Raw genomic sequence first — 25,202 nt, forward strand, 5'->3', positions numbered from 1 at the left:
TTAAGGAGATCCTGATGAATTCATTACAATTCTGGCTTGGCCTTGGCTTTTGCAGTGCGATCTCAATAGCCTCGGCGCAGAACGATAACCGGGCGCAGAATCACCCGGGCGAAGAGATCTATCAGTCTTATTGTGCGGGATGTCATGAAGGTGGGGATCCTCGTGCTGCGGCTTTCGACAGTATTCAGACAATGACATCAGCCGCGCTGCATTACACGCTTACTTCCGGTGCAATGGCTATTCAGGGGCAGCAGCTGACCGAGTCGCAGCGCGACATACTGGTTGATTATCTGGCGGCTAATGCACCGTCCACCGGTTGGCTGACGGCTAACGCCTGTGGCAACGACAGATTGAGTATAGATCTGTCAGATATTTCTCTGTCGGCCGCCGGTGGGGATGCCAGATTCTCCCGACAGTTGACGTCCGAGCAGAGTGGCTTGAGCAGGGCGGATATGACTGAGCTTGAACTGGCCTGGTCTTTAGGCATTCCCGGCGTTGGTGGTCTGCGCTCTTCTCCGGTCATTACAAGCGATACCCTGTTTTATCCGGCAGCGGCATCAGGCATGTTGCTGGCATTGGATACAGAAACAGGCTGCGTTAAATGGGCGTATGATGCGCAAACGGCTTTGCGAGGTTCTGCCACGCTGAGTGGTGAGCTGCCTGACGGGCAACGTTTGTTGTATGTTTCCGATGAGCGTGCGCGACTGCACGCCGTTGACCCGCTTAATGGCGAACGCGTCTGGCTTATTGACGGCACGATTGATCAGGGGGTTCATTCACGCCTGACGGGTGCTCCGGTTTATTTTGAACAACGCCTGTTTGTGCCGGTATCAGCCTCTGGCGTTCAGCGCGGCGGTGAGCCGACTCATGAATGTTGTGACGGACGCGGTGGTGTGCTGGCATTGGATGCAGTAACTGGTGAGCGACTTTGGACTTACGTTACCATGCCCCCGGCGCAATATACCGGTGAACTTAATTCGATTGGTGTTCCGCTGCGCGGGCCTTCCGGTGCCCCCATCTGGTCCAGTCCTGGCCTGGACGAAAAACGGCGCCTTTTGTACGTCACGACTGGAGAAAATACCTCGTTGCCAGCTACCGAGACCAGTAATGCCATCATTGCGCTGGATATTGATACGGGTGAGCAGCGCTGGTTGTTTCAGGCGGTAGCCAACGACGTCTGGAATATGGCCTGCACCGGTCGAAATCCAGGCCCTAACTGTCCTTCGCCTGAAGACAGTATTATCAAAGACTGGGATTTTGGCGGCGCTGCGGTGCTTGTGACCCTGCCGGATGGCAGCGATCGTCTGGTGGCCGGTCAGAAGTCCGGACATTTGTGGGCACTGAATCCGGATAACGGTGAACTGCTCTGGGAACAGCGAGTCGGTGATGGCGGTGCGCTGGGTGGTAATCACTGGGGCGTGGCCGTGGATGGCTTGCGGGTTCTGATGCCGGTGAATGATCCTGCCGGCGGACGCGAGTCCGACAGCATCCGGGCGGGCGTTTATGCTTTTGATATCGCTACCGGGCAGCCTGCCTGGGAATTCAGATCACAGCCCGATTGTGCTGATGGCCGGGACCTGCGAGTAGCCGGATGTGATGCTCGCTATGGTTTTTCGGCAATGCCGCTGGTCGTTGACGGGGCATTGATAGCTGGCAATATTGACGGTCGTCTGTTTGTTTTTGATACTGAGTCCGGCGAGATCCTGTATCAGTATGATACGGCGATCGAATTTTCCACCTCAAATGGAGTCGATGCCCGGGGCGGCTCTATTGATGCTCATTCCATATCGGCTGGTGCCGGCATGGTGTTTGTCGGATCCGGTTATGACCGATTCCGCCAGCAGGCAGGCAATGTGCTGCTGGCGTTTCGGCCGGCTGATTAAAGGCGTATGGAGTAGCCGATGGTCAGTATGTCTTCCTTCAGATGAATATTGGCCTCGCCCCCGCCGAAATTCATGGGGATAGATCCCTGGCCGTTCACACTTTCCTTGCGCGCGTGAGTGTAGCTGACGCTCCACTCGCCGCGGCCTGCCTGCCAGCTTGCGCCAACACTAAGATGGTCTCGCACGGTGCCCGGTGCCAGGATGTTGAAGAAGGTCTCAGAAGCCGGTATCGGTTGCTCAGCGCGGCTGATGCCGGCTCTTAGCTGCAGTTTGTCGCTGTAATGATGCAAGACGCCCAATTTGATGACTTCAATGTCCTGCCAGCCGAAGCCACCACCGTTGCGACTGCCAAGTGGATTGCCCTGCAAAAGGTTACTCAAGGGGTTGCCAACAGACTTGACCCTGCTGTACTCGATGGCTTGCCAGTCCAGCGCCAGAGTCCACTGATCTGCTGGTTTCCAGGCGGCCCCAACGCCATAGGTCGCCGGAATATCGAATCCGCCGCGTTCGGCGAACAGGCCACTGTAGCGCTTAAAGCGGTCCATCTCTATTCGTGAGGACCAACTGGCACCCAGTGTCAAATTTTCGCTGATCTGTCCGGTCCAGCCCAGTTTGAGACCAGCGCCTTTGCTGTCTGATGTGCCGTTATCGCTCACGCTGCCCGGAACAAAGCTGAACATGGGATTATCAAAAGCAGACACTCCCTTCATTTCGAAACGCTGATAGGCCAGTGTTACACCAATGCCCATGGCGTGCTTGTCGCTGGCCTGCCAGGCCAGCGCTGGTGTCACAAAAAGCTGTTCCAGATTCACACCGGCAGACCCTGTAGAACCGAAAGCGGCCAGTGGGTTTATATCATAATCGGTGTTCATTCCACCGTTGCCGTAAATCGCCAATCCAAAGGTCAATTCGTCGCTCAGGATACGACTATAAGCAAACTCGGGTATCAGAAAGTTTTCGGTACCATCGGCTGAATATTGACCGTTCGCGCCGGCCATATTGCCGGTGATTTCAGCCCCGCGACCGGGGCGGAACAGGCTCGCGCCGACATCGAGGCGGTTGCCCAGCCCCGACAGACCAGAGGGGTTGCTGGCAGTGGCCAGTGCATCCTGGTGCAGGGCGTAGGCGACACCCGCTACGGCCTGGCTGCGAACGCCGAATCCATGTGAAAAGTAGCCATTGGTAGCCGAGGCGGGTGCCGCCAGAGCAACACCAGCCAGAGACAATGCAAGCGCGGGGGTGCGGATTGATCGGTTCACGGGTATCTCCTTGTAAAATCAAGGCGCACAACATACCCGCTTTTCGCAATGCTGTGAAGTTATATGTTTTGATATTTTAATATCATTTGTGAATAACGGGGTCATCAAAACGTGGCTCTCGTTTCTCAAAGTTGGCTTTGACTGCTTCCTGCTGGTTGGGTGAACCAATCAAAGAGAAGATAACGTCTCTTTCGGCCTGAAACTGCCCGGCAACCTGGGGTATGAACTGGCGATTAAACAGATGTTTGGCACCACGAACCGCATGCGGATTGCGACCTGCGATAGTGCTTGCCAGTGACATGGCATCCTGCCAGGGTTGCTCAGTCAGATGTGTAACAAGCCCCAGTTGCGCCGCTTCCCTGGCGTCAAAAATTCGGCCGGTAAACACCAGCTCTTTGGCAATATCAGGCCGTACAAGCTGGGCTAGCGTCAGGGTCCCGGTCATATCCGGCGTTATTCCCCAATGAATTTCACGCACTGACATTTGTGTATCCGGATGGGCATAACGAATATCAGCGCCCAGTGCCAGTTGTATGCCCCCGCCCAGTGCGTGTCCCTGCAATGCTGCAATAACCGGTACTTCCAGCTCTTGCCAAACCCAGCAGATCTGCTGCGCCAGGTGTGTCAGACCACCGTCAGTCAAGGCACCGATGTCTGATGCGCCGCCGCCCTCCGCCATACGATGAAAGGACGCAAAATCCAGACCTGCGCAAAAGGATGCACCATTTCCGGACAATACGACCGCCCTCACATGAGTTTGAGTTTTCAGGTAGATACCGACGGCGACCAGTGAGGCGAACAAAGCCGGATCCAGTGCATTGCGTTTGTCTGGACGGTTAAGACGGACATCGGCAATGCCATCCTGAATGGATAGGGTGACTCGATTTTCGGTAACTCCGGGTATTGTCATGAAGGCTGGTCCTGAGTGGTTCGTGCAAATGTTGCCTCCAAGCATAAACTACCGTGGAAATACCTTCCATCTGCAGTGTGCATCTGAAAAAATAAAGCTTCTTAATCAATTAACGAAGGCTCTCTATTATGACCCGGATTGGTACGCCGCTGGCTTCTGATGCAACACGAATTATGCTGCTTGGCAGTGGTGAGCTGGGAAGAGAGGTGGTCATAGAGCTTATGCGACTGGGCTGTGAAGTCATCGCGGTGGATCGCTATGCCCATGCGCCCGCGATGCAGGTGGCTCATCGCAGTCATGTTATCAATATGCTGGATGGGGCGGCTGTTCGTGCTCTGGTCGAACAGGAAAGACCTCATCTGATCGTGCCCGAGATTGAAGCCATTGCTACCGATGAGCTGGTCAGGCTGGAAAACGAAGGCTGGCATGTGATTCCCACGGCGAGAGCGGCCCAATTGACCATGAACCGGGAAGGCATTCGTCGCCTGGCTGCTGAAGAACTGGGTTTATCGACATCGCCTTATCGTTTCGCGGCATCGCATGACGAATACCTGGCCGCGATCGGGCAGGTGGGACTGCCTTGCGTGGTTAAACCGATCATGTCCTCGTCCGGCAAGGGGCAGAGTACGGTCAAAACGCCTGAGGATGTGGAGCGTGCCTGGCAGTATGCGCAGTCAGGCGGTCGGGCAGGACAGGGAAAGGTTATTGTTGAAGGTTTTGTCGATTTTGATTATGAGATTACCCTGTTAACGGTGCGGCACCGTGATGGCACGGCATTTTGCGAGCCCATCGGACATCGTCAGGAGCGGGGTGACTACCGTGAGTCCTGGCAGCCTCAGGCCATGAGTGATCCCGCTCTGCAAGAGGCAAAGCGGATTGCCAGCGCGGTTACTTCGGCGCTCGGGGGGTACGGTCTGTTTGGCGTTGAGCTGTTTGTGAAAGGTGACCAGGTATTCTTTAGTGAAGTCTCACCGCGTCCCCATGATACAGGTCTGGTTACCCTGATTTCACAGAACCTGTCTGAATTCGCACTGCATGCCCGGGCGATCCTTGGCTTGCCTGTACCTTTGATCAGGCAATACGGTCCGTCAGCTTCCGCTGTGCTATTGGTCGCCGGGCAGTCCTCCAATCCACGATATGGACGGCTGGACGAGGCTCTGGCGCAGCCTGATACAGACCTGCGTCTGTTTTCCAAACCGCAGGTGCAGGGCGAACGTCGTATGGGCGTGGCCCTGGCACGGGATGAAAACATTGAGCAAGCCATTAAAAAGGCATTGACGGTGGTGAAGACTATTACTGTAGATCTGTGAGCTGAGCCTGTGAGATTTTTTGCTATCAGTCTGTTGTTTTTCTGCATCACTTTGCAGGCCGATGAACTGCTCATTGATCGCAGCAACTTTGGCGCATCTGAACAGCCGGCATGGACTGCCCTGACGGATTTTGAACTGCAGGTGCTGGCACGTTTTCAGGGCCCGGCTAAACAGGTGCAGCGCCCGTCGGCTCAGGATCTTATGGCGCTGTTTGTGCTGGCCTCGGGGGATGTAAGACATCGGGCGCAGTACCGGGCGTTACAGGATGTGATTAACGCATTTGTCAGTGAAAACCAGCAAATTTCTTTGATTGATAATGAAAGAGAGCGGGGCCGAGAGCTGCTGTTGGCCATGCATGAACAATTGTTAACAAGTGTTTATGACGAAGATCAGAGCGCACTGAGTGTGTTGCTCCGGACTGGTGTTTATAACTGTATCAGTTCAGCATTGTTGTACATCGTATTAGCCGAGGAATTTGGATTGCATGCGTCTGGCGTGATCATGCCGAGTCATGCCTTTGTGCAATTAAGTCTGTTGGATGGATCAGACATCGAAGTTGAAACAACATCAGCAGATGGTTTTAACGTCATTCGTGATGCGCAGTTTTTTGCCGAACAGGCTGACGACTGGTTCACTGAGCGCCGCCTGCTTGTGGCAAGTTATGAAGATTATGAATTACGCCGGGTTGTCAGCGCCACGCAGCTTGGACTGGAAAATATGTGGAGTCAGCATGTCAGTGAGTTGCGCATGCCCTATGCTGACAGACTTCGAATGGCCGAATTGAAAGGTCTGTTAGAACCCGCAGAAATTGAGGCTCAGCATAACCGCCTGGTTTATTATTACCGTGAAAGTGATTTCTTGCGCAGGCATGATGACCGAGCCTGGAATCAATTGATGCGGCGTATCGCTGATTTCCTGCAGAGCAATCGTTCATTGGTTTTGAGTGATGATATGTCTGAGACAATGGATGGCGATATCCGTTTGCCCTTGTTTTTGTTGCTGGCACATCAATCGGCCTGGTTCCTGCGCGATGAAGAGTCGCTGAACAGAGGATTGCAATTGGCGCGTGATGTCATCCGGTATTTGCCGGATGATCTCCGCGATGCGGATATTGTTTACGCATCAGCGCAGCAGGCGATAGAACAGTTCTATCTTGATAGTGCATATCAGCAGTGGCAGCAGCGTAACTGGCATCGGGTAATCGCTTTGTATCAGGAATATCTGGATATGGAGCTTCGCTCCGGAAACCGTCAGGCTATAGAGCAGAATCTGGAATCAGCCTACCTGAACAGTTTTCAGCAGTACTGGTTTGATGAGGAGCGGGATGAGGCCTTGGCACAGCTTCAGGTCTGTGTTATTCGTCTGCCAGCGGCCGATCAATGTCAGGCGCGCCTGAGAGAGGTCGGCCGCTGAGTGGAGCGACAGACCATTGCTGCTCCCATCCGGCCAGTTGTAGTTGGCCAGTGCCGGGAAACGCCGGTGCCCGATTGTCAGCAAAGCGCGGATCGTGACGGATATGGGTAGTAAACCTTGGTTCCGTTGCAGATAAGGAACCGGCTATCAAAGCCCCGAAGATGTAAAGCTCACCCTGGTGCCTGTCCCTGAATCTGCGCACACTGAAACGCTGCCTGGCGTAAATAGCCGCATGAATATGCAGATCTCCCCGACCGGTTACCGATTGGCTTGCAATCTCGATATTGCCGTCGCTGATTAGCGTAAGCTGGCTGTGCTGGGCTTGATTTTCAGCGTATACCAGATCGCCAGTAATCGTGATTTGGTGCGGAGAAAACAGTATGACCATGCCGTTGACCTGGCCGGATACCTCAAGGCGAGAGCTACCTGTTGCCGCTACCAGCAGGGGCTGGTCCAGCGTCGAACCCGAGCCATTGTTATTCGGCTCATCAAGATCCTGCCAGTGATATTGCCCGTCGGGAAAGAACGTGAGGCGGGTGTCGTGATCCACTGTGTGCAGTTGTAGCTCCGTCGGGTTTAACAAGAAGGGAGCTGGCATGGCAGTGGCCGGTAAAGGTACAGCATCGACACCGGTTTCTACGCCGGCCGGAAACAGGCCAGAGCGACGGGTACGGCGACTGATATGCTGTGTTGCGGCAATGGTGACGGGGCCTTCGAATTCGGGTCTGGATCGGTAATCTGCAAAAAGATTGACGGCACTGTTGGAGTGGAAGTGACCTTCAATCCTGTCTTCTGACATTGACACGAGCGGGTCCCAGCGATGTACAAACTTCGCATAATGAGAAAAGGCGCGCTCGTTCAGGGTGGCGGTGGTGCTGAATTGCTCTCCATTCTCTTCGTAACGGATGGCCACCTCGTAACTGGCCAGGCGAGTCAGGTCTGCAGCAACCCGGTCAGTTACTTCAATTTGATGGTTGTCGATTGAGAAAGCGGCGTTAGAATTGAATGCCTCTTCAAGTTGTTGTGAATTCAGGGATTGCAATTGACTCAGAACCGTCTGCAGAGTCTCTATTTCTGCTTGCTGCATTAATCGGGTTTCAACTGCTGCAGGATTATTTTCCGCTACCTCGGACACCTCCGTCATTTGCATAGTTGTTGCAGCATCGGTTGAAACTGCCAGGGAGGTCACGACGGTATCGGCGGTCGCTGCTGTCTCTGCAATGGTGTCCCTGACTGTACTGGTGTTCTGCAATTGAGCCATCGGTTCAACCGCACGCACAGGTTCTGTGGGTGGCTGGGCGGCAACGACGGGGTTGCTGGCAGATTCGGCCACGGGTGCAGACTGTGACTCAGGTGCGGATTGTGACTCAGGCACCAAGACGGGCATGGATTCAGTGGCTGGTGCCGGCTCAGGGCTGCTTTCTGCGGCCGGCTCAGTTTCTTCTTCGCCGTTTGGTACAGAGAATGACACGTACAGGGAGGCTTGAGTATTGTCTCCGTAATTCTCCGGGTCATTGTTCATGCCAAAACGATACCAGGCCGTCAGCACAGCTAGGTGGACAGACAGTGATAGCAGTATCGCCAACGAAATAAGCTGGCGACCTGCCAGCCGGACAGGTGTTGAGCTTTCGTTCAGCATGGCCGCTGACCCTGGCAGAGACTTCAGCGAAAAAAAGATCAGGCTGTGTTTGATTATAAGTGAGCTGAACGCTCAGTCAAATGACATTTGCCGGTCTATTCTGAACGGGCCCCAGCTCTGACACAGTGGCATGATTTCCATTGCATTGATGTTGATATGAGCGGGGGTATTACAAACCCAGTGAATGATGTCAGCAAGGTCGTCGGCCGAGATGGGTTTTGTCCCGTCATAGACTTCGGCCGCGCGGGCAGCATCGTGATTGAAGCGGACCAGCGAAAATTCTGTCTCCGCCAGCCCGGGCTCGATATTGGTGACTTTGATACGTTTGCCCAGTAAATCGGCCCGAAGGCCGCGACTGAACTGCTTCACAAATGCCTTGGTAGCGCCGTAAACGTTACCGCCCGGATAAGGCCAGTTGCCCGCCGTAGAGCCAATATTGACGATATGGCCGCGATCACGCCTGACCATGGCCGGTAACACCAACCGGGTCAGATGCACCAGCGCGCTAATATTGGTATCTATCATCTGCTGCCAGTGACTCATTTCAGCCTGGTCAGCGCCGGACAGTCCCAGTGCAAGGCCGGCGTTGTTGATCAGGACATCCGGTTTGCCAAAGGCCTCGGGTATGTTCTCTATAGCTGATTGCAGAGCCTGTTGATCAGTAATATCGAGGCTGATGAGGTGGGTGTCACAGCCATCAAGCTCGTCAGCAAGGGTCTGCAAGCGTTGCTGGCGACGGGCAAGCAGAATCAGTCGATCGCCGTGGGCAGCAAATTTTCTGGCACAGGCGGCGCCAAAGCCCGATGAGGCGCCGGTTATAAAAACGGTCCGGGTCATAGTGGTTACTCACGAGTAAAGCCTCGAGTATGCAGGTTTTGATTGAAGCACGCAAAAAAAGGGGTACCGGACCATATGTCCGATACCCCGGAAAACACCGGCCAGCTGGAAGCTTGAGACTGACCGGCGACCATCTTCCCTGACGGCTAAGGTGCGTTGTCCTGTCGCACATTTGATTTATAGTTGGCTTTTCCCTGGTCTGCCATTTTTTTTAAAAGCTGCCTTGAAAATCATCGCTGTATCCCAACATATAAGTACAGGTCAGGTGCTCATGTGAGGCCTGATCCAACACACCAGATCAATTGATTGGTGTCTGAAACCCGAATCCATATATTGCTTGATGAGGATATACGACATGAGAAATATCGACTTCGCACCTTTATACCGTTCTGCTGTTGGCTTTGATCATCTTAGCCAGTTGCTTGACGCTGTGACACAGCGTGAACAGAATCAACCCAGTTATCCACCGTACAATATCGAGCGGCTGGACAAAGACCAGTATCGCATTACCATGGCGGTTGCTGGATTTACCCAGGATGAGTTGATCATTGAGTCCGAGCTTCAGTCTCTGAAAGTACGTGGTGAAAAAGCCGCTGAACAGGCGGAGCGTCAATACCTGCATCAGGGTATTGCGGCCCGAAATTTCGAAAGGGTCTTCCAGCTGGCTGACCATATCCGTGTTGTCAGCGCCAATCTGGAGAATGGTCTGCTGCACATTGAATTGCAGCGTCAGATTCCAGAAGCCATGAAGCCGCGTCAGATTCCTATCGGTGCTTCGTCTGAAAAACTGATTGAAGCCAGATAAACCTCGCAAGGAATAGTATTCGCCATTACTCAGGCAGCCCACGGGCTGCCTTTTTTTTGTCAGGCAAGTATACTCGGTAGCAAATTCAGAAAAGGATTCAACTATGCTTGCTATTGCTTATACGGGGAGCGGCCCGCTGCGCTGGGTTGACGCAGATGTACCGGAACCCGGCGATCACGACGTGCTGGTGGAAGTAAAGGCGATTGCCGTAAACCCGGTGGATACCAAAATTCGCGGGCGCGTAAAGCCACCGGAAGATCAGCCGAAGATTCTGGGTTGGGACGCAGTAGGCATAGTGGTTGCGACTGGCCCCTCCGTGACACTGTTCAATCCAGGCGACCGTATCTGGTATGCAGGCGATGTAAGCCGCGCCGGGTGTAATGCGCAATACCAGTGTATTGATGAACGCATTTGCGCCATCGCGCCAGAGTCCTTGAGTGATGCCGATGCGGCGGCTATGCCGCTGACGACCATCACCGCCTGGGAAATGCTGTTTGATCGACTCCAGCTTCCCATGGGTGCCGAAGGAGCTGAGCATAACTTGCTGGTAGTGGGCGCGGGCGGCGGCGTCGGTTCCATGCTGGTGCAACTGGCAAGCAAATTATCCAGCGCCACGGTGATAGGTACAGCCTCGCGTCCGGAAAGTCGGCAGTGGGTTGAGTCTCTTGGCGCTCATCATGTAATAGATCACACCCAACCATTAAAAGAGCAACTGGCTGCACTTGGTATTCCGGACGTCACGTTAGTGGCATCGGTCAACAGGACGGATCAGCATTACGCCGCACTGTGCGAGTTGATGCGCCCTCAGGGGCGTCTGGCTTTGATTGATGACCCGGTTCAACCGCTGGATATCAAGCTGATGAAGCAGAAAAGTCTGTCCCTGCATTGGGAGTTCATGTTTACGCGGCCCCTGTTCCAGACCCGAGATATTCTGGCCCAACATCATTTACTGACTCAGGTTGCCCGGCTTGTTGATCAGGGCACACTGAAAACAACAACAGGTGCCAACTTCGGTCTGATATCACCGGAAAGTCTGGAGCAAGCTCATCAGGCAATGAAAACCGAGCACACCACCGGCAAGGTTGTCCTGGAAGGTTTTGCCGTTTAAATTCTCATTTTTATTATCTTTCTGCATCAGGAGTTTCCATGTCACGTTTGCCACCCGTTTTGAAGAATCTGCCATTTCCGGTTGTGGGTTCACCTTTATTTATTATCAGCAACCCCAGGCTGGTGATCGAGCAGTGCAAGGCGGGCATTGTCGGCTCGATGCCGGCATTGAATGCGCGGCCGGCCGAGCAGCTCGAAGATTGGCTGGCAGAAATTACGGAAACCCTGGCAGAGCATGACAGGAAAAATCCAGACAATCCTGCCGCTCCTTTTGCGATTAATCAGATTGTGCATCGCAGTAACGACCGTCTTGATCATGACATGGCACTTTGTGAAAAATACAAGGTGCCCATAATCATCACCAGCCTGGGGGCAAGGGAAGATGTAAACAAGGCCGTTCAGTCCTGGGGTGGCATTGTCCTGCATGATGTGATCAATAATGTATTTGCACATAAAGCGATCGAAAAGGGCGCTGATGGTTTGATATGTGTGGCTGCTGGGGCAGGTGGTCATGCCAGCGTGAAAAGTCCTTTTGCCATGATTCAGGAAGTTCGCGACTGGTTTGATGGCCCGGTGCTGCTGTCCGGCTCCATTGCGACCGGTGGAGCCGTGCTGGCGGCTCAGGCGATGGGTGCTGACCTGGCCTATATAGGTTCTCCGTTTATTGCAACCCATGAGGCCAGGGCGGTGGATGAATATAAACGAATGATCGTTGAGAGCAATTCAGACGATATTGTCTACAGCAATTTTTATACAGGCGTTCATGGTAATTACCTGAAGGGCAGTATTCGCAATGCGGGAATGGATCCGGATAATCTTCCTGAGTCAGACCCCAGCAAAATGAACTTTGGTGGCGGTGGAGAGAAGCGCGCATGGCGTGATATCTGGGGCTGCGGGCAGGGTATCGGGGTCATTCGGGAGGTCGTGTCAACGGCTGAGCTGGTGGCCAGGTTGAGGCGGGAGTATGCCGAGGCCAGACAAAGGCTGTGCGACGGCTAAGTTCAACTTATTTTACAATTCACGCAGGGAGCAGTTGATGACACCAGCGGTACGTTTTTATTGGATGTTTGTGGCTGTGATGTTGCCGCTGACATTTCTCCTGCTGCTTAATGCTACCCAATGGTCAGTGGCTCCCGGACACCTGATAGAGCACCCCTGGCTGCTGGTATTCTTTTTACTGGTTGTGGTGTTCACCGCAACCGGGCTGTCAGATCTTTTTTACGCCGACAGTAATCTACGAAAAAATTACCCCGTTTTCGCCAATATTCGCTTTTTGTTTGAACACTTTCGGCCCGAAATCCGCCAATACTTTATTGCGGACAATCTTGAGGAACGTCCTTTTAGCCGGGAGACCAGAGACCTGATTTATCGCCGTGCCAAACAACTGGACGATACGCTGCCATTTGGCACCGAGCGTGATATCACTGAGACCGGTTATCTGAGCCTGTTTCAGTCATTGAACGCCAAACACATAGATCCAGAGTCTGTACGGGTGAGCGTTGGGGGGGCGGCCTGTCGTCAACCCTACAGTGCATCCTTGTTGAATATTTCCGGCATGAGTTTTGGAGCCCTGAGTAACAATGCCATCAGTGCTCTGAATCAGGCGGCGGCTGCCGGGAATTTTTATCATAATACCGGAGAAGGAGGCATAAGCCCCTATCATCTGCAGTATGGCGGGGATCTGGTCTGGCAGATTGGCACAGGGTATTTTGGCTGTCGCGACATAAACGGACGGTTTAATCCGGAGGCCTTCCGCCGCCAGGCACTGGCGCCAGTGGTAAAGATGATCGAAATTAAACTGTCTCAAGGTGCAAAACCGTCACATGGTGGTGTCTTGCCGGGGGCCAAAGTTACCGAGGAAATTGCCAGAATACGCCTGGTTGAAGTTGGTAAAACAGTTAATTCACCCGCAAACCACCCGGAATTCGATTCACCCCTGGGTTTGATGCGCTTTGTCGAACGTCTGAGGGAGCTTAGTGATGGCAAGCCTGTGGGTTTCAAACTCTGCATTGGCAAAAAATCTGAATTCATGGGCATTGTGAAAGCCATGTTGTCGACCGGCATTCTTCCGGACTTTATCACCGTTGATGGTGCGGAGGGAGGCACCGGCGCGGCGCCGGTAGAGTTCTCCAACCGGCTTGGTATGCCGGGACTGGAAGCAACGTATTTTGTATCCAACGTGTTAAAGGGAGCAGGGCTTCGAGATAAAGTAAAAATCATCACCGCTGCAAAAAATGCCAGTGGTTTTGATATGTTGTCAAAAATTGCTCTGGGGGCTGATATCGTGAATTCCGCCCGCGCCATGATGCTTGCTCTGGGCTGCATTCAATCCAAATCCTGCAATACCAACAAGTGTCCGACGGGTGTTGCGACACAGGATAAAGCGCGCGCCAAAGCACTTAATGTAGACTTGCGAGCCCGTCGGGTCGAGCATTATCAACAGGGTACGGTGAAGGCGTTTCTGGAACTGTGCGGTGCGCTGGGTTACGACAGTCCCGCGCAACTTGGGCCAAAGGATCTGTATCAGCGCACAGAATCCGGACTGCGTAATTTTGATCAGGTTTATGTGCCATTGAAACCTGGGCAGCTGCTTATGGATGATGTGCCGGACTTCTATCGGGAGGACTGGCAGCGGGCGACAGACCAGGCGTTTGTTTGAGTACAGGTGAAAACGTTGGTAAAGAGGTCAGCGTACCGCCACAACGATCCAGTCAGCAATCAAGGCAGGCTTGGGCTCGTTCTCCAGCTCAATAGTCACCGAGTGACGTAGCAATACTTCCCGTTCGTTACGCTCTTCTGCGCTGAGTAACGTGAATCGTCCTCTGATTCGGGAGCCTATCCTGACAGGATTCAGGAAGCGCACCCGGTCCAGACCGTAAATAATGCTCTGCTTTGTGCCAATAATCTTAAGCGTGCCATAAGTCGCAAAGGTCGGCATCAGCGCCATGGTGAGCATGCCGTGGGCAATGGTGCCGGCGTAACAGGTTTCTCGCTGTGCCCGGTCCTGATCGACATGAATAAACTGGAAATCACCCGTAAAACTTGCGAACTGGTTGACCAGATTCTGGGTAATGGGGAACCAGTTGGTCATTCCAACTTCACGGCCTAAAAATGCCTGAGCCTGTTGAACTGTAGCGCGAACGGGTGCCGTTTCGCCAGCCAGTCCCAGGGTGGCGGTTTTGACATAGTTACGTAGCTGTGAATCGGCCGGCATGGCTGCCGAGTCATTCAGATAGTTACGAAGGTCCTGTAAAGAGTCTGTCAGTGCCATCATGTGCCTGAAATGGCAGGGCGCCGCAATAGCAGCGCCCTGGCTGCCGAGTTAACGGGTTGTTGCGGTAATCACTTCGACTTCAACAAACATCAGGGGGCCGACCAGGCGCGCAACCTCAACGGTAGAGCGGGCGGGCAGACGGGGCTGCTCCTCTGTTCCCCAATACATACGGTAGGCTTCCATAAAACCGTTAAAGTCCATCTCACCACCATTGGCGGGGTCGCCGACCAGGAAAACGGTCATTTTTACGACATCACCCATGCTCAGTCCCAGATTCTCGAGATTGGCTTTGGTGCGTTCAAAGACACTGATGGCCTGTGTTTTGGTGTCGCCATAAAACTCCGGCGTACCACGCTGCGCATTGGGGTTGGCGGCCGCCGGTGTTACGCCACTGTGAAAAATGATAGAAGCGCCAGGACCCACTTCCACCGCGTTGGCGATGGGGAAGGTGCCTGCATTCGGGTGAATGATCACGTCCTGGGCACTGACCTGAGCGGCGCCGAAGGAAAGCCCCAGGGCCAGTGATGCACCAAGTAATGAACGTTTGATCAGTGTTGCTTGTGCCATGGAAGATCTCCTCGAGGCAATTGGATTACAATTATAAAACCGGGCGGTTAGCGACCCAGTGTATTGATATAGCTGACAATATCTTTCATGGCCTGTCGGTCTGGTATGGTCTGCGCCATCATCCGCATTTGCGAGCCGTATTGATCGCGGGAGTCGTCACCGCGATACCCTTCTTTGAAATTGATCAGTTGATTCATCAGATACCAGTCATTTTGACCGGCCAGTGCAGGCGCGTTCATGGCCTGATTACCCTCTGCGTTCGGTCCATGACAGGCTGCACAGGGTTGGTAAAGTGTCTGTCCGCGATCGGGATTGCCATCAGTGATGGTTATCTCTGCGGGTTTGTATTCCCAGGTCGCAACCCAGTCCAGAATGTCTTCTATACTCTCGTCAGTCAAAATAACAGCCATGGGCTGCATTTCCTGCCCCGGAATGTCCTGTGGATGCGTGCCGCGCAGGCCGTCCCGGAACAACTCCAGTTGACGTTTCAGGTACCAGCGCTCCATGCCAGCCAGTCGCGGAGCATCAATGCCCTCATTACCCTGACCGTCGGTGCCATGACAGGTCAAACAGAACCGGTCACTGACTTCTACGCCATCGACGGTAGCGGCCTGTGCTGTGGTGCACAAGACGGTGCCGACTGCCAAACTTAACCAGAATCCTGCTTTCTTACTCTTCATACTTCTTTTCTCTCGTTAAAAAAGGGACGGGGCGAACCCCGTCCCTTCGTTTCTACAGCCAGGAACGATTACATATCGTACTGGACACGAGCATACACATAGCGACCGTTCGGGCTGTATGCCGTCGAGGTCAGATACAGGTTGCTCGAGGTTGAGCCGAAGTCAACCGGACGCACCTTCGGTGGCATCTTGTCAAACAGGTTATCGGCACCCAGCACAAATGACAGGTTTTCGCGGAACGAATAACCCAGTTCAGCGCTGAATATCACAGCATCGCTGACCCAGTAGTCACGTGACGCATCGGCTGAGGACGGCGCCAGTTTGTACTCATCATAGTAGTTAGCCTGAGCAGTAATGCGCAGGTCGCCCATCAGATGAGTGGCCCGGAAGTTGCCACGGTTTGTCGGGATACGCTCAGTCAGAGATATCTGAGTGGCGCGGTTCAACAGTCCCGGGGTGAACGAGTCAATTTCCTGATCCGTCCAGGCCCATGAGCCGTTGAATGTAGTGCGGCTGCCGTTGTCCCAATTCTGGGTATACGATGCCACAACTTCCACACCCTGGTTGGTGGTATCCATGTCATTGGTATAGTAACGGATTCGGGTCAGCGATCCCGCTCCGGCAATACCCGATGCTTCCAGCTCTTGCGCAATCTGCGGTGTAATGTCGAAGAAGCTGGAGTTCAGGATACGATCTTCCATCTTGATGTTGTAGTAATCAACAGTCAAATCGATGGGGCCAACCTGAGTAGCGATACCGAGCGACAGGTTTTCAGATTTCTCCGGCGTCAGTACCTGACCCCCAAAACGTACAGAGATCGGATTGGTCGGTGGAATCTGACCCTGAGCAACCGGGATATTGTTGTCTACACCGGTTGCCAGGTTGGAGATGTTCGCCTGACCGGGAGATGGCGCACGGAAACCGGTGCTGACTGTACCACGCAGATTGGTAGTGTCGGACAGACGGTATCGCATGGACAATTTGCCGTTGGTAGTGTCACCGAAGGAGTTATAGAAATCTTCATAGCGCAGTGCAGCACCAAGTAGCAGACGATCGGTTACGTCGGCCTCCAGGTCAACATAGAAGGCCCAGTTCTTGCGGTCCCAGGAGCCCTGCTGTTGCGGGCTGAAACCCTGGAAACCGTCGGAGCCAACACCAGCGCCCAGGTTCGCGTAAGGTCCGATACGCCATGAGTCTTCGTCGTAGTTGTCTGTCTTGAAGATTTCACGACGCCATTCAATACCGTAAGCGACACTCAGCGGGCTGTAAAAACCATCAATATCGACTGGCTTCACCAGATCCAGGCCGACAGTATTCTCAATGGTAGTGTATATACCGGGACGGAATTCAGTGGGAGAATCCGGACCCATCGATGGGTTGGTGGTGTTGTACAGGAAGTAGTCAACACTTGAGTAACCCAGACCGACGCTGAGATCATAGCGGGTACCGTCGTCCAGTTCACCGCGGAAACCTGAGGTGTTGGAGACGTCTACCAGGTCTGCACCAAACTGCGGGGTATAACCGCCCGGCCACCACTCAGTGAAACTGAAACAGTCTGGGTTGTTGATGCTTTCGGTCATGGCTGCCAGCGAGCTTGTGCCGTGTGCGGCATTGGGCCCGCGGGGAATCACCGGGCAGTTGCCACTGCCATCCTCGGTCACATCAAAAAACAGCTGGTTTGCACCGCTGGTAAATACACCACCGCGGTTTTCCGGGTTGCGGTAGAAGAAGCCCAGGTCGGTTGTTTTTTCACCATAGCCGCCGAATGAATAGAACTCCAGGTCATTACCCAGGTCGATACCAGCGTTAAAGAAGGTATTGAATGCTTCAATGTCCGGCAGACCCTGACGCATAACTGTGTCGCTGGTCAGCGATGACTCAAGCACCGCAATATTGCCGCGGTCAATGATGTCCTGAGCATCTTGCCGCTGGATAGCCCGGTTGGTGGGCTGCTGGTTGGTTGCGTCAAAGCTCAGGCTCAGGAAACCGTTATTGCCCAGCGGCAGGCCTACGTTACCGGCCAGGTAGTGGGTTTCGCCGTCACTGTTCTGGGTGTACATACCAGTTCGGTATTCCAGCGACAGGCCTTCGCTGTTTTCTTTCAGGCGGAAGTTGAATACCCCGGCAATAGCATCGGAGCCGTACTGTGCAGATGCGCCGTCACGCAAGACTTCGACCTGTTGCAGTGCAATAGATGGAATCATGGAGGTGTCGGGGAAATGGGTACCTGTATTGCCATACTGAATGGCTGCTGAGCGGTGGCGACGTTTGCTGTTGACCAGAATCAGGGTGTCGTCTGCGGGCAGGCCACGGAGCTGAGTCGGGCGCACCAGGGATTGTGTGTCGCTGATGTCGCGTGCTTCAACGTTGAAAGACGGGACCAGGTTCCGCAGCAGGTCATTGATATCGGTGGTGCCTTGCTCACGGAAGTCCGTGCCGCCAATTACATCGATAGGCGCTGGAGAGTCCAGGGCTGTTCGTGGTGCACCACGCGAACCTGTGACAACAACTTCCTCCAGCTCTGGGGTGGCCTGCTGTGCATAGGCTGCGGGTGCAACAGCAGCCATTGAGCCCAGCAGCACCAGCGATGATGACAGTGTGCAGAGTTTAAGTGACTTGTTCATTGATTTTTCCTTTTATGTAGTAAGTGCATCTTGTTCGTGAACCGATTAAGAGCCTGCCGTGCTGAATTATTATGGTTGTTGCACCAACGGCACTCTGATTATTGAGTCATTGCATCAGTAAAGTCCTCCCTAAAACCTTCTTAATACCTACTAAAACACTCTTGAATAACGCGTCAGACAAGGCTTTGCACTGTGGAGGTCTCAATGAATGCGAACCGCATTCAAGGCAGAAGACTGTGATTGTCGCAGGGCGCGATAGCGCTCGTACTCTGCCCACTGGTGTTCGCTCCACAGGTTGTTTCTGGTCATAAACTGCTGCTTCTCATAGATATCGCGGGACTTGCGACTCAGTGGGACGCCAGTCACCGTTTCCATGGCCATCACGCCTTCCATCAGACGGCGTTGCCAGCTTATTCCCGCGCCCAGGGACTCCAGCAGTTCCTGATATTCCGGTGCATGAAGAACCTGCTCAGGGAACAATTTCTCGGCAGCGTGGGTGACGTTGAACAGCCTTCGGAGCTGCACGGGTTGCAGGTTTTGCCAGTAGGCAATACCTGTTTCCAGATCGCCTGCCATAAAAGCCAGTACACCATTATTGTAGGAGAAGTCGGGGTGTTTCTTCATGAGGTCGAGGTAGCTGCCATCGTCAGCGCGAATATCGCCGGATAAAAATGCCATGACGCTTTCAGTGTAATGCGTCAAAATGCCCTCCTGGTCCACTTCCCGCTGTTGATTGAGATAAATCTGGGCCTGACGAAAATCGCCCAGCAGGGCCAGGTTAACGGCTACGGAGCCAAGATAGGCGACATGATAAGGTCGCTGCTGAAGCTGGTTCTTACGGGCGATGACTGATTCCGAAGGAGTCAATACATTGTTACGGTAACTCCAGACTTCATCCGGGGATATCTCGTAGGGGCCGACCTCTGATGCCAGATTCAGAAACTGATTTGCTTCCTCGTACATCCGTGCGCCGATAAGCAAGAGTGCATAATGCGCCATTGCGAACCGAGGTGGATTTTCAGACAGAATCTGCTCCCTCAATTGCATTTCCTGCTGAACGTAACTGGACCCACGCATGCGCAATTTGATCGCGTGGATAGAGTCAAGGACCGGGCTGTCGGGGTCAATACGGCTGACCTCGCGATGCACATCCAGGACCAGTTGCAGTAGCTCATTAATCCTTTCAGTGCCACTGTATACGGCCAGATTGTTGGCGGCTGTTGCCATGCCGTGATAGGCATTCAGAAAGTCCGGGTCAAGCTCCACAGCAGCCTGGTGATGTTCTATCGCCAGTTGCCAGTCAGCCGGGTTGAACTGGTTATTGTAGAATTCCCCGCGCAGGAAGCGTTCATAGGCAAGAGGATTAGTAGTGCCCCAGTCGCGCATCTGGCTACGCTCTGCCTCGTTGAGGTAGATGCGCAAAGCGCTGACCACATTCTCGACAATCTCATCCTGAACGGCAAATATATCATCCATCGGCAGGTCAAACTGATCTGAGTACTCCCGCAGGCCGTTGTCGGCTCTTACGAGCTGCACAATGACTCGCAACCGTCCTTCAGAGCTCATTACACTGCCTTGCAGAATGTGATCAGCAGATTGTATGTAATGAGTTGTGCCGTTGGTCTGCAATGCAGCATTCATCAGTTCAGGCGAACGCGGCGGTGATATGATCTGTAAATGTGTCAACTTGGCCAGGCCATGGATAAGCGCCTCGCGAATGCCTTCGGCGAGTATCTGGTTTGCATCGCTGAAGTCGCGACTGGCGAATGGCAGCACGGTCAGTCTGATGACGCCATCAGCTTCAGGCGTTGAATCAGGTGAGCGAAGCATTCCCGGAACTGTCAGTACGGCGATAATCAGCACCAGAGCCGCTGCCATGCGTGTCCAGACTGGTTGATTGGACAGCCAGTTGCTGCGGTCTGAAGACGATTGTTGTTCAGACCGGTCTCGCACCAAGTTGGATTCAGGCTGGCCCGAGGTGGGCTCTTTCGCCATTTCCGCTGCCGCAGACTGTTGCTGCGCAGGGAAATTTACGGTGGCGATCAGGGTGTAACCGCGCTTGGGTATGGTCTTGATGTAGCGGGGTTGGCCGGCCCTGTCGTTCAGGGCGCTGCGTAACTCGGCAATCGCCTTATGAACAGCGTGATCACCGGCGATCGGTGAGCGCCAGATGATTTCAAGCATGTCCGAAGGACTGACAACCTGACCGACATGGTCAATCAACATGCGCAACACATCCATGCTGCGCGGGGTTATTTTCACCGGTTCTGATTCGCTGTTTGTGGGATCAATTTTTGAGACAGTACAAGTACTCGGCGACACTAGCCAGTCGCCGATCTGTATGCTCTGATATTGCTGTGTTTCGTAGCTTGTTTTTATGGCCATAGGCTTTATTTCTAATATTCCTGTATGCAAACAAAAAGTCCGTCAAACGTCAAGCATTTACGAGTAATGTTTGCGTGACATCAAGGGTTCGCCAGATACAGTTGTGTCATATTGTTTCTGCTGTACCGGCAGTGCCGATAGTGCCAATGGTCATGCAAGTTAGAGGCCATGGGCAGGGAGTTGCTGTCCAGCCGGAGAACAGGATGGGGCCGACGATATTTGGCGGCCACTGCGGTGCTTGGCTTGATTTTTTGCACAGTTTTGGTGCGGGATAGCTGGCTTGCCTATGCGGTCAGATGCAGGCTGGTAGGTTTTAAGGATGTTTTTGGCAGGACTTTCGGTGCTGCATTGGAGCATAATACGGTCAAAGCAGTCCGTATCAGCAGGTTGATGCGGTGGAACAAGTAGTATAAGCAGAGGATTTTGTTAGTGTCGAAACCAGTAACTCGTCGAGAATTCCTGAATTTAATCGCCGCTACAGGTGGCGTTGCTACGGTGTTGGGTGTAGGCGGTGCGCTGGGGCTCATCCCTGCAAGCACACAGGCCAGCGTCCCAAACCTGATGCCGCTTAACGGCCAGCGCAGGCGCGTCGTGGTGCTTGGCGGTGGCATATCGGGTCTGACGACGGCCTATGAACTTGGCAAGGTCGGTTACGATTGCACGGTGCTGGAATCTTCCCACCGTTGTGGTGGGCGCATTATGACTGTTCGCCATGGTGATCTGATTGATGAGATCGGTAACCCCCAGATCTGTAAATTTGATGATGAGCCGCACCTGTATTTCAACTGTGGTGCCGCCCGTTTGCCAAGTTCGCATAAGAACACCCTCAATTATTGCAAGGAGTTGGGTGTTGAACTGGAAATGTTTATCAATGAGAACAAGCATGCGCTGGTCCATGATCCAGACCTCAACGGCGGCAAACCGATGCGCAATATCGACGTCAGCACCAACCTGAAAGGTTTCATGGCAGAGCTGATGTTCAAGGGCTTTAATAACGCGGAGCTTGATCAGCCATTTACTGACGATGAGGCTGCGAAACTGCTGGCAGTCATCCGGCAGTTTGGTGACCTGGATGAGGATGGTCGTTATTCTGGCAGTCTGCGAAATGGTTATGCCTCGGGCGGATTTATTAGCGACCCGGTACAGAAGGAAATGATACATGTGCGTGACCTGCTCAAGGCAAATACCGGTCTGCTACGCTCTGTTTTGCTGGAAAATGAAGGGGAAACAGCGCCGATGCTGATGCAGCCCATTGGCGGAATGGATAACATAATCAAAGGGTTTCTGCGCAAGTTGGAAGGCAAGGTTGAGTATCACGCCATGGTGATGGCAGTGCATGATCATGGTGATCAGATCGACGTTACCTATGATCAGAATGGCCAGCGCCTCACGATTACTGCGGACTACGTGTTTAACTGCATTCCTTCGCACCTGATGGTCGGCATTGAAAACAATTTCCCGGAAGAATACCGGTCTGCGATGAAATCGATCCGACGGGGTGAGGCCTTTAAAGGTGCTTTCCAGATGAAGCAGCGCTTCTGGGAAAATGAAGAGATTTATGGCGGTATCACCTGGACTAATCAGCCTATCCGCCAAATCTGGTATCCCTTCCATGGTCTGTTGAAGCAGAAAGGTGTCATGCTGGCAGCTTATGATTATGGTGGTGGCTCTGGTTTCATGCGTATGACACATGATGAGCGTATTGAGGCCATGTTAAGTCAGGGTGAGAAAATCCACCCGCAGTATCGTGAGATGGCCGAACATGGCATTACGATAGCCTGGCACCGCATGAATCACATGCTGGGATGTTCCGCTCGCTGGGGTGCAAGGACTCCGGAAAACGAGCGTAATTACCAGATCCTGCAGCAACCGGCTGGTCGTCACTACATGATTGGCGATCAGATCAGTCGCAAGTCGGCCTGGATGGAAAGCGCCATTCAATCTGCCCACTGGGCAATGGCGCATATGGATCAACGCGTGCGGGCAGAAGCCGGCGCTTGATATGGACGCCTTCAGGCGTCCTGGATAAGTAGTCTCTGTAGTTCCTCTTGATGGGTAGTCATTGGGGGTTGTCCGGATAATTCGGGCAACCCTTTCTTTTTGGGTCAGAAAAAACTGAATCGACTTGATGTAAATCAAAACCTGCTTTTGGGGCTGATCTAACATCTGGCCTACAAAAAAGACATTCCATTCATCGGCAGTGGACATTATTCAGGGGTGACTATGAGCGTAAGACTTTCTAAACAGGGCTTGATCAAGGCAGGAATATTGACAGCCGGGCTGATGGCTTTTGGCCAGGGAGCGTTGGCACAGATCGATGGTGTTTATCACTCGGATGCGGGCGACGAATGTGTGCTGACAATCAGTGAGATCAATATCCCGGCGCCCAAATTTGGTGACGGTTATTTCCGTGTTGAATCACGCGGCAAAGCAGCTTGTATGTGGGATGGGGTCGGCATGGGTCAGTCCACCTACCTGGTGGGTGGTTATGTCACTTTGCCACCCGTTTTCAATCGTGTCTATATATCAGCCAAGTGGCTGTTTGGTCCGACCAGCCCGAAAATTGAAATGGTCCAGACCAATGAGCAGGGTGAAGTGTTGCTGACGGCGACATATACCCGGCAGTAATTCCTCCGCGGGAATCTTTAGCCATTCTGGCACATGGCGGGAGAGTGATGACTGGCACTCTCCCGTTTTTTTATTGTCAATTGTCATCTTGTCTTTTCCTTCTGTCGCAGTACAAGCTGAATCAGTTCATAATCTGTTGAACTGCGTTCACGGCTGGTTTAGTCTTCGTATCTCTGAAAACTGGTAATAGCCGATTTAACCGCGTCAGGAGCACAATAAATGACAATGCAACAGACTCCCTTATTAATGCACAGGCTGATGGACCGGGGTGCCATGTTACAGCCGGATGTAGAAGTTCAGACCGCCACGGAAACCGGTGTGCGCAGCCAGACCATGCTGGAAACGCGCAATCGCGCCCACCAGCTGGCACATGCATTAAACGATGCGGGGGTGCAGATTGGTGACCGTGTTGCGACATTTATGTGGAATGGTGCCCGTCATCTGGAGGCCTACCATGCTGTGGCCTGCATGGGCGCTGTGGTGCATACACTGAATATTCGACTTGCACCGGTGGATCTGGAATACATCATCAATCACGCTGAAGACAAGGTCATTATTGTTGATGCAGATATTCTACCTTTGTTGGAAAAACTTGCCGGCAAAATGCCAAGTGTCGAAAAAATCATTGTTGCTGCCGAGCCGGGTTTTGAAAACTGGTCGACCAGTCTGCCCAATGCAATTGACTATGAAGAGTTTATTCAGGACAAACCTAAAAAATACGACTGGCCGGAAATTGATGAAAACTCGGCGATGGGTCTTTGTTATACCAGCGGCACCACAGGTAAACCCAAAGGGGTCATGTATACCCATAGAGCCAACTATCTGCATACGATTTCCATTGCAATGACTGATGTGATGGGTTTGTCTGCTACAGACACACTGCTTGGTATTGTGCCGATGTTTCATGCCAACGCCTGGGGACTGCCGTGGGTAGCCACCATGCTGGGTATGAAACAGGTGTATCCGCACCGGTTTATGGTGCCCGATCACCTTGCCCGTCTGATTATGGATTGTGATGTCACTATCTCAGCCGGCGTGCCGACAATCTGGCAGGGTATCAAGGGCCTGATGGAAAGCAAGCCGGATCAGTATAAGTTCAAAGCATTGGGTCGTCTGACCTGTGGTGGTTCTGCGCCGCCCCCCTCATTGATCGAATGGTTCTGGAACGAACTCGGCGTTGAAATGGTACAGGGCTGGGGCATGACGGAAACCAGTCCGCTTGCAACTATCAGTCGCCGTACCAGCAAGCGAAAACATCTGGCAATGTCTGATGCGGAACGTGCTGCGAACCAGGCCAAGGCTGGTTTGCCAATTCCGGGTCTGGAAATCGAGATTTTTGATGATCAGTGGAACCCGCTGCCTCACGATGGTAAAGCCTTTGGTGAGTTGTTGATTCGCGGGCCGTGGATATGTTCTGAGTATTTCAATAATCCTCAACCCGACAAGTTTCACGATGGCTGGTTGGTGACGGGTGATGTAGCAAAGATAGATCCTGAGGGTTACATCATTATCACTGACCGCTCCAAGGACCTCATCAAATCAGGGGGCGAGTGGATATCCTCAGTTGATCTGGAGAACCACATTGTTGGGCTGGCGGGCGTGGCGCAGGCCTGCGTGGTGGCTCACCCGCATCCGAAATGGGATGAACGCCCGGTGGCTCTGGTCATCAAAAAGCCAGGTGCCGATTTGACGGCGGAACAGGTGGTTTCGCACTGTGAGAGCAAGTTCGCGCGCTGGCAGTTGCCGGATGATGTGTTGTTTGTTGAATCAATTCCGCTGACAGCAACCGGCAAGATGGATAAAAAAGTTGTCCGTGCCCAGCTGGAAGCTGACGGTTATCAATTGCCGGATCAGCGCTAAGATAGATATGCAAGGCGAACG

19 protein-coding genes are annotated in these 25,202 nt (G+C 53.1%); 10 read left to right on the forward strand and 9 right to left on the reverse strand.

Annotated elements, in window-relative coordinates:
• The first annotated feature begins 14 nt into the window (after positions 1–14).
• Positions 15–1,883, forward strand: a complete 1,869-nt coding sequence (locus PS2015_RS06545) for an outer membrane protein assembly factor BamB family protein (RefSeq protein ID WP_058021462.1) — start codon at positions 15–17, stop codon at positions 1,881–1,883.
• On the opposite strand, the gene PS2015_RS06550 is transcribed toward PS2015_RS06545, so the two are convergent.
• Positions 1,880–3,142, reverse strand: a complete 1,263-nt coding sequence (locus PS2015_RS06550) for an OmpP1/FadL family transporter (protein WP_237113399.1) — start codon at positions 3,140–3,142, stop codon at positions 1,880–1,882. The genes PS2015_RS06545 and PS2015_RS06550 overlap by 4 nt on opposite strands.
• A gap of 82 nt (positions 3,143–3,224) precedes the next feature.
• Positions 3,225–4,052 carry a crotonase/enoyl-CoA hydratase family protein gene (locus PS2015_RS06555; protein WP_058021463.1) on the reverse strand — a complete coding sequence of 276 codons (828 nt, stop codon included), beginning with the start codon at positions 4,050–4,052 and terminating at the stop codon, positions 3,225–3,227.
• A 128-nt stretch (positions 4,053–4,180) separates the two neighbouring features.
• On the opposite strand from PS2015_RS06555, the gene purT reads away from it, so the two are divergent.
• On the forward strand, positions 4,181–5,362 hold the full coding sequence (gene purT, locus PS2015_RS06560) for a formate-dependent phosphoribosylglycinamide formyltransferase (RefSeq protein WP_058021464.1): 1,182 nt from the start codon (positions 4,181–4,183) through the stop codon (positions 5,360–5,362).
• Positions 5,363–5,371: 9 nt separating this feature from the next.
• Positions 5,372–6,775: a transglutaminase family protein gene (locus PS2015_RS06565; RefSeq protein ID WP_058021465.1), complete on the forward strand. Its 1,404-nt coding sequence runs from the start codon at positions 5,372–5,374 to the stop codon at positions 6,773–6,775.
• On the opposite strand, the gene PS2015_RS06570 is transcribed toward PS2015_RS06565, so the two are convergent.
• Both PS2015_RS06570 and PS2015_RS06575 read right to left on the reverse strand, forming a co-directional pair.
• Positions 6,717–8,414, reverse strand: coding sequence for a hypothetical protein (locus PS2015_RS06570; RefSeq protein ID WP_058021466.1), 1,698 nt, complete (start codon positions 8,412–8,414; stop codon positions 6,717–6,719). The genes PS2015_RS06565 and PS2015_RS06570 overlap by 59 nt on opposite strands.
• Positions 8,415–8,486: 72 nt before the next feature.
• A complete protein-coding gene (locus PS2015_RS06575; RefSeq protein WP_058021467.1) occupies positions 8,487–9,251 on the reverse strand; it encodes an SDR family NAD(P)-dependent oxidoreductase in 765 nt (254 codons plus the stop codon).
• A 355-nt stretch (positions 9,252–9,606) separates the two neighbouring features.
• On the opposite strand from PS2015_RS06575, the gene PS2015_RS06580 reads away from it, so the two are divergent.
• The 4 genes from PS2015_RS06580 (at position 9,607) to PS2015_RS06595 (ending at position 13,822) form a co-directional block, all read left to right on the forward strand.
• A complete protein-coding gene (locus PS2015_RS06580; protein ID WP_058021468.1) occupies positions 9,607–10,056 on the forward strand; it encodes an Hsp20 family protein in 450 nt (149 codons plus the stop codon).
• A gap of 103 nt (positions 10,057–10,159) precedes the next feature.
• On the forward strand, positions 10,160–11,164 hold the full coding sequence (locus tag PS2015_RS06585; protein WP_058021469.1) for a zinc-binding alcohol dehydrogenase family protein: 1,005 nt from the start codon (positions 10,160–10,162) through the stop codon (positions 11,162–11,164).
• A gap of 38 nt (positions 11,165–11,202) precedes the next feature.
• Positions 11,203–12,162 carry an NAD(P)H-dependent flavin oxidoreductase gene (locus PS2015_RS06590; RefSeq protein WP_058021470.1) on the forward strand — a complete coding sequence of 320 codons (960 nt, stop codon included), beginning with the start codon at positions 11,203–11,205 and terminating at the stop codon, positions 12,160–12,162.
• Between the two features lie 37 nt (positions 12,163–12,199).
• Positions 12,200–13,822, forward strand: coding sequence for an FMN-binding glutamate synthase family protein (locus PS2015_RS06595; RefSeq protein ID WP_058021471.1), 1,623 nt, complete (start codon positions 12,200–12,202; stop codon positions 13,820–13,822).
• A gap of 27 nt (positions 13,823–13,849) precedes the next feature.
• On the opposite strand, the gene PS2015_RS06600 is transcribed toward PS2015_RS06595, so the two are convergent.
• The 5 genes from PS2015_RS06600 to PS2015_RS06620 all read right to left on the reverse strand — a co-directional run bounded on the left by PS2015_RS06600 (position 13,850) and on the right by PS2015_RS06620 (position 20,570).
• Positions 13,850–14,437 carry a MaoC family dehydratase gene (locus PS2015_RS06600; RefSeq protein WP_237113400.1) on the reverse strand — a complete coding sequence of 196 codons (588 nt, stop codon included), beginning with the start codon at positions 14,435–14,437 and terminating at the stop codon, positions 13,850–13,852.
• A gap of 48 nt (positions 14,438–14,485) precedes the next feature.
• Positions 14,486–15,004, reverse strand: a complete 519-nt coding sequence (locus PS2015_RS06605; protein WP_082628010.1) for a RidA family protein — start codon at positions 15,002–15,004, stop codon at positions 14,486–14,488.
• Between the two features lie 47 nt (positions 15,005–15,051).
• Complete coding sequence (locus PS2015_RS06610) at positions 15,052–15,684, reverse strand: c-type cytochrome (RefSeq protein ID WP_082628011.1); 633 nt, start codon at positions 15,682–15,684, stop codon at positions 15,052–15,054.
• Positions 15,685–15,752: 68 nt separating this feature from the next.
• Entirely contained in the window at positions 15,753–18,308 is a 2,556-nt protein-coding gene (locus PS2015_RS06615; protein WP_058021474.1) for a TonB-dependent receptor plug domain-containing protein, read from the reverse strand.
• A gap of 201 nt (positions 18,309–18,509) precedes the next feature.
• A complete protein-coding gene (locus PS2015_RS06620) occupies positions 18,510–20,570 on the reverse strand; it encodes a winged helix-turn-helix domain-containing protein (protein WP_169792278.1) in 2,061 nt (686 codons plus the stop codon).
• A gap of 552 nt (positions 20,571–21,122) precedes the next feature.
• Between PS2015_RS06620 and PS2015_RS06630 the strand changes: the two genes are divergently transcribed.
• The 3 genes from PS2015_RS06630 to PS2015_RS06640 all read left to right on the forward strand — a co-directional run bounded on the left by PS2015_RS06630 (position 21,123) and on the right by PS2015_RS06640 (position 25,181).
• Positions 21,123–22,694, forward strand: a complete 1,572-nt coding sequence (locus tag PS2015_RS06630) for a flavin monoamine oxidase family protein (RefSeq protein WP_058021477.1) — start codon at positions 21,123–21,125, stop codon at positions 22,692–22,694.
• Positions 22,695–22,916: 222 nt separating this feature from the next.
• The gene (locus PS2015_RS06635) at positions 22,917–23,321 is read left to right on the forward strand and encodes a hypothetical protein (RefSeq protein WP_058021478.1); all 405 of its coding nucleotides are present in this window, start codon (positions 22,917–22,919) and stop codon (positions 23,319–23,321) included.
• Between the two features lie 219 nt (positions 23,322–23,540).
• Positions 23,541–25,181: a long-chain fatty acid--CoA ligase gene (locus PS2015_RS06640; protein ID WP_058021479.1), complete on the forward strand. Its 1,641-nt coding sequence runs from the start codon at positions 23,541–23,543 to the stop codon at positions 25,179–25,181.
• The last annotated feature ends 21 nt before the right edge of the window (positions 25,182–25,202 follow it).

Origin of the sequence: Pseudohongiella spirulinae (genome assembly GCF_001444425.1) — a bacterium.
In the GTDB taxonomy this organism is placed as follows: Bacteria; Pseudomonadota; Gammaproteobacteria; order Pseudomonadales; family Pseudohongiellaceae; genus Pseudohongiella; species Pseudohongiella spirulinae.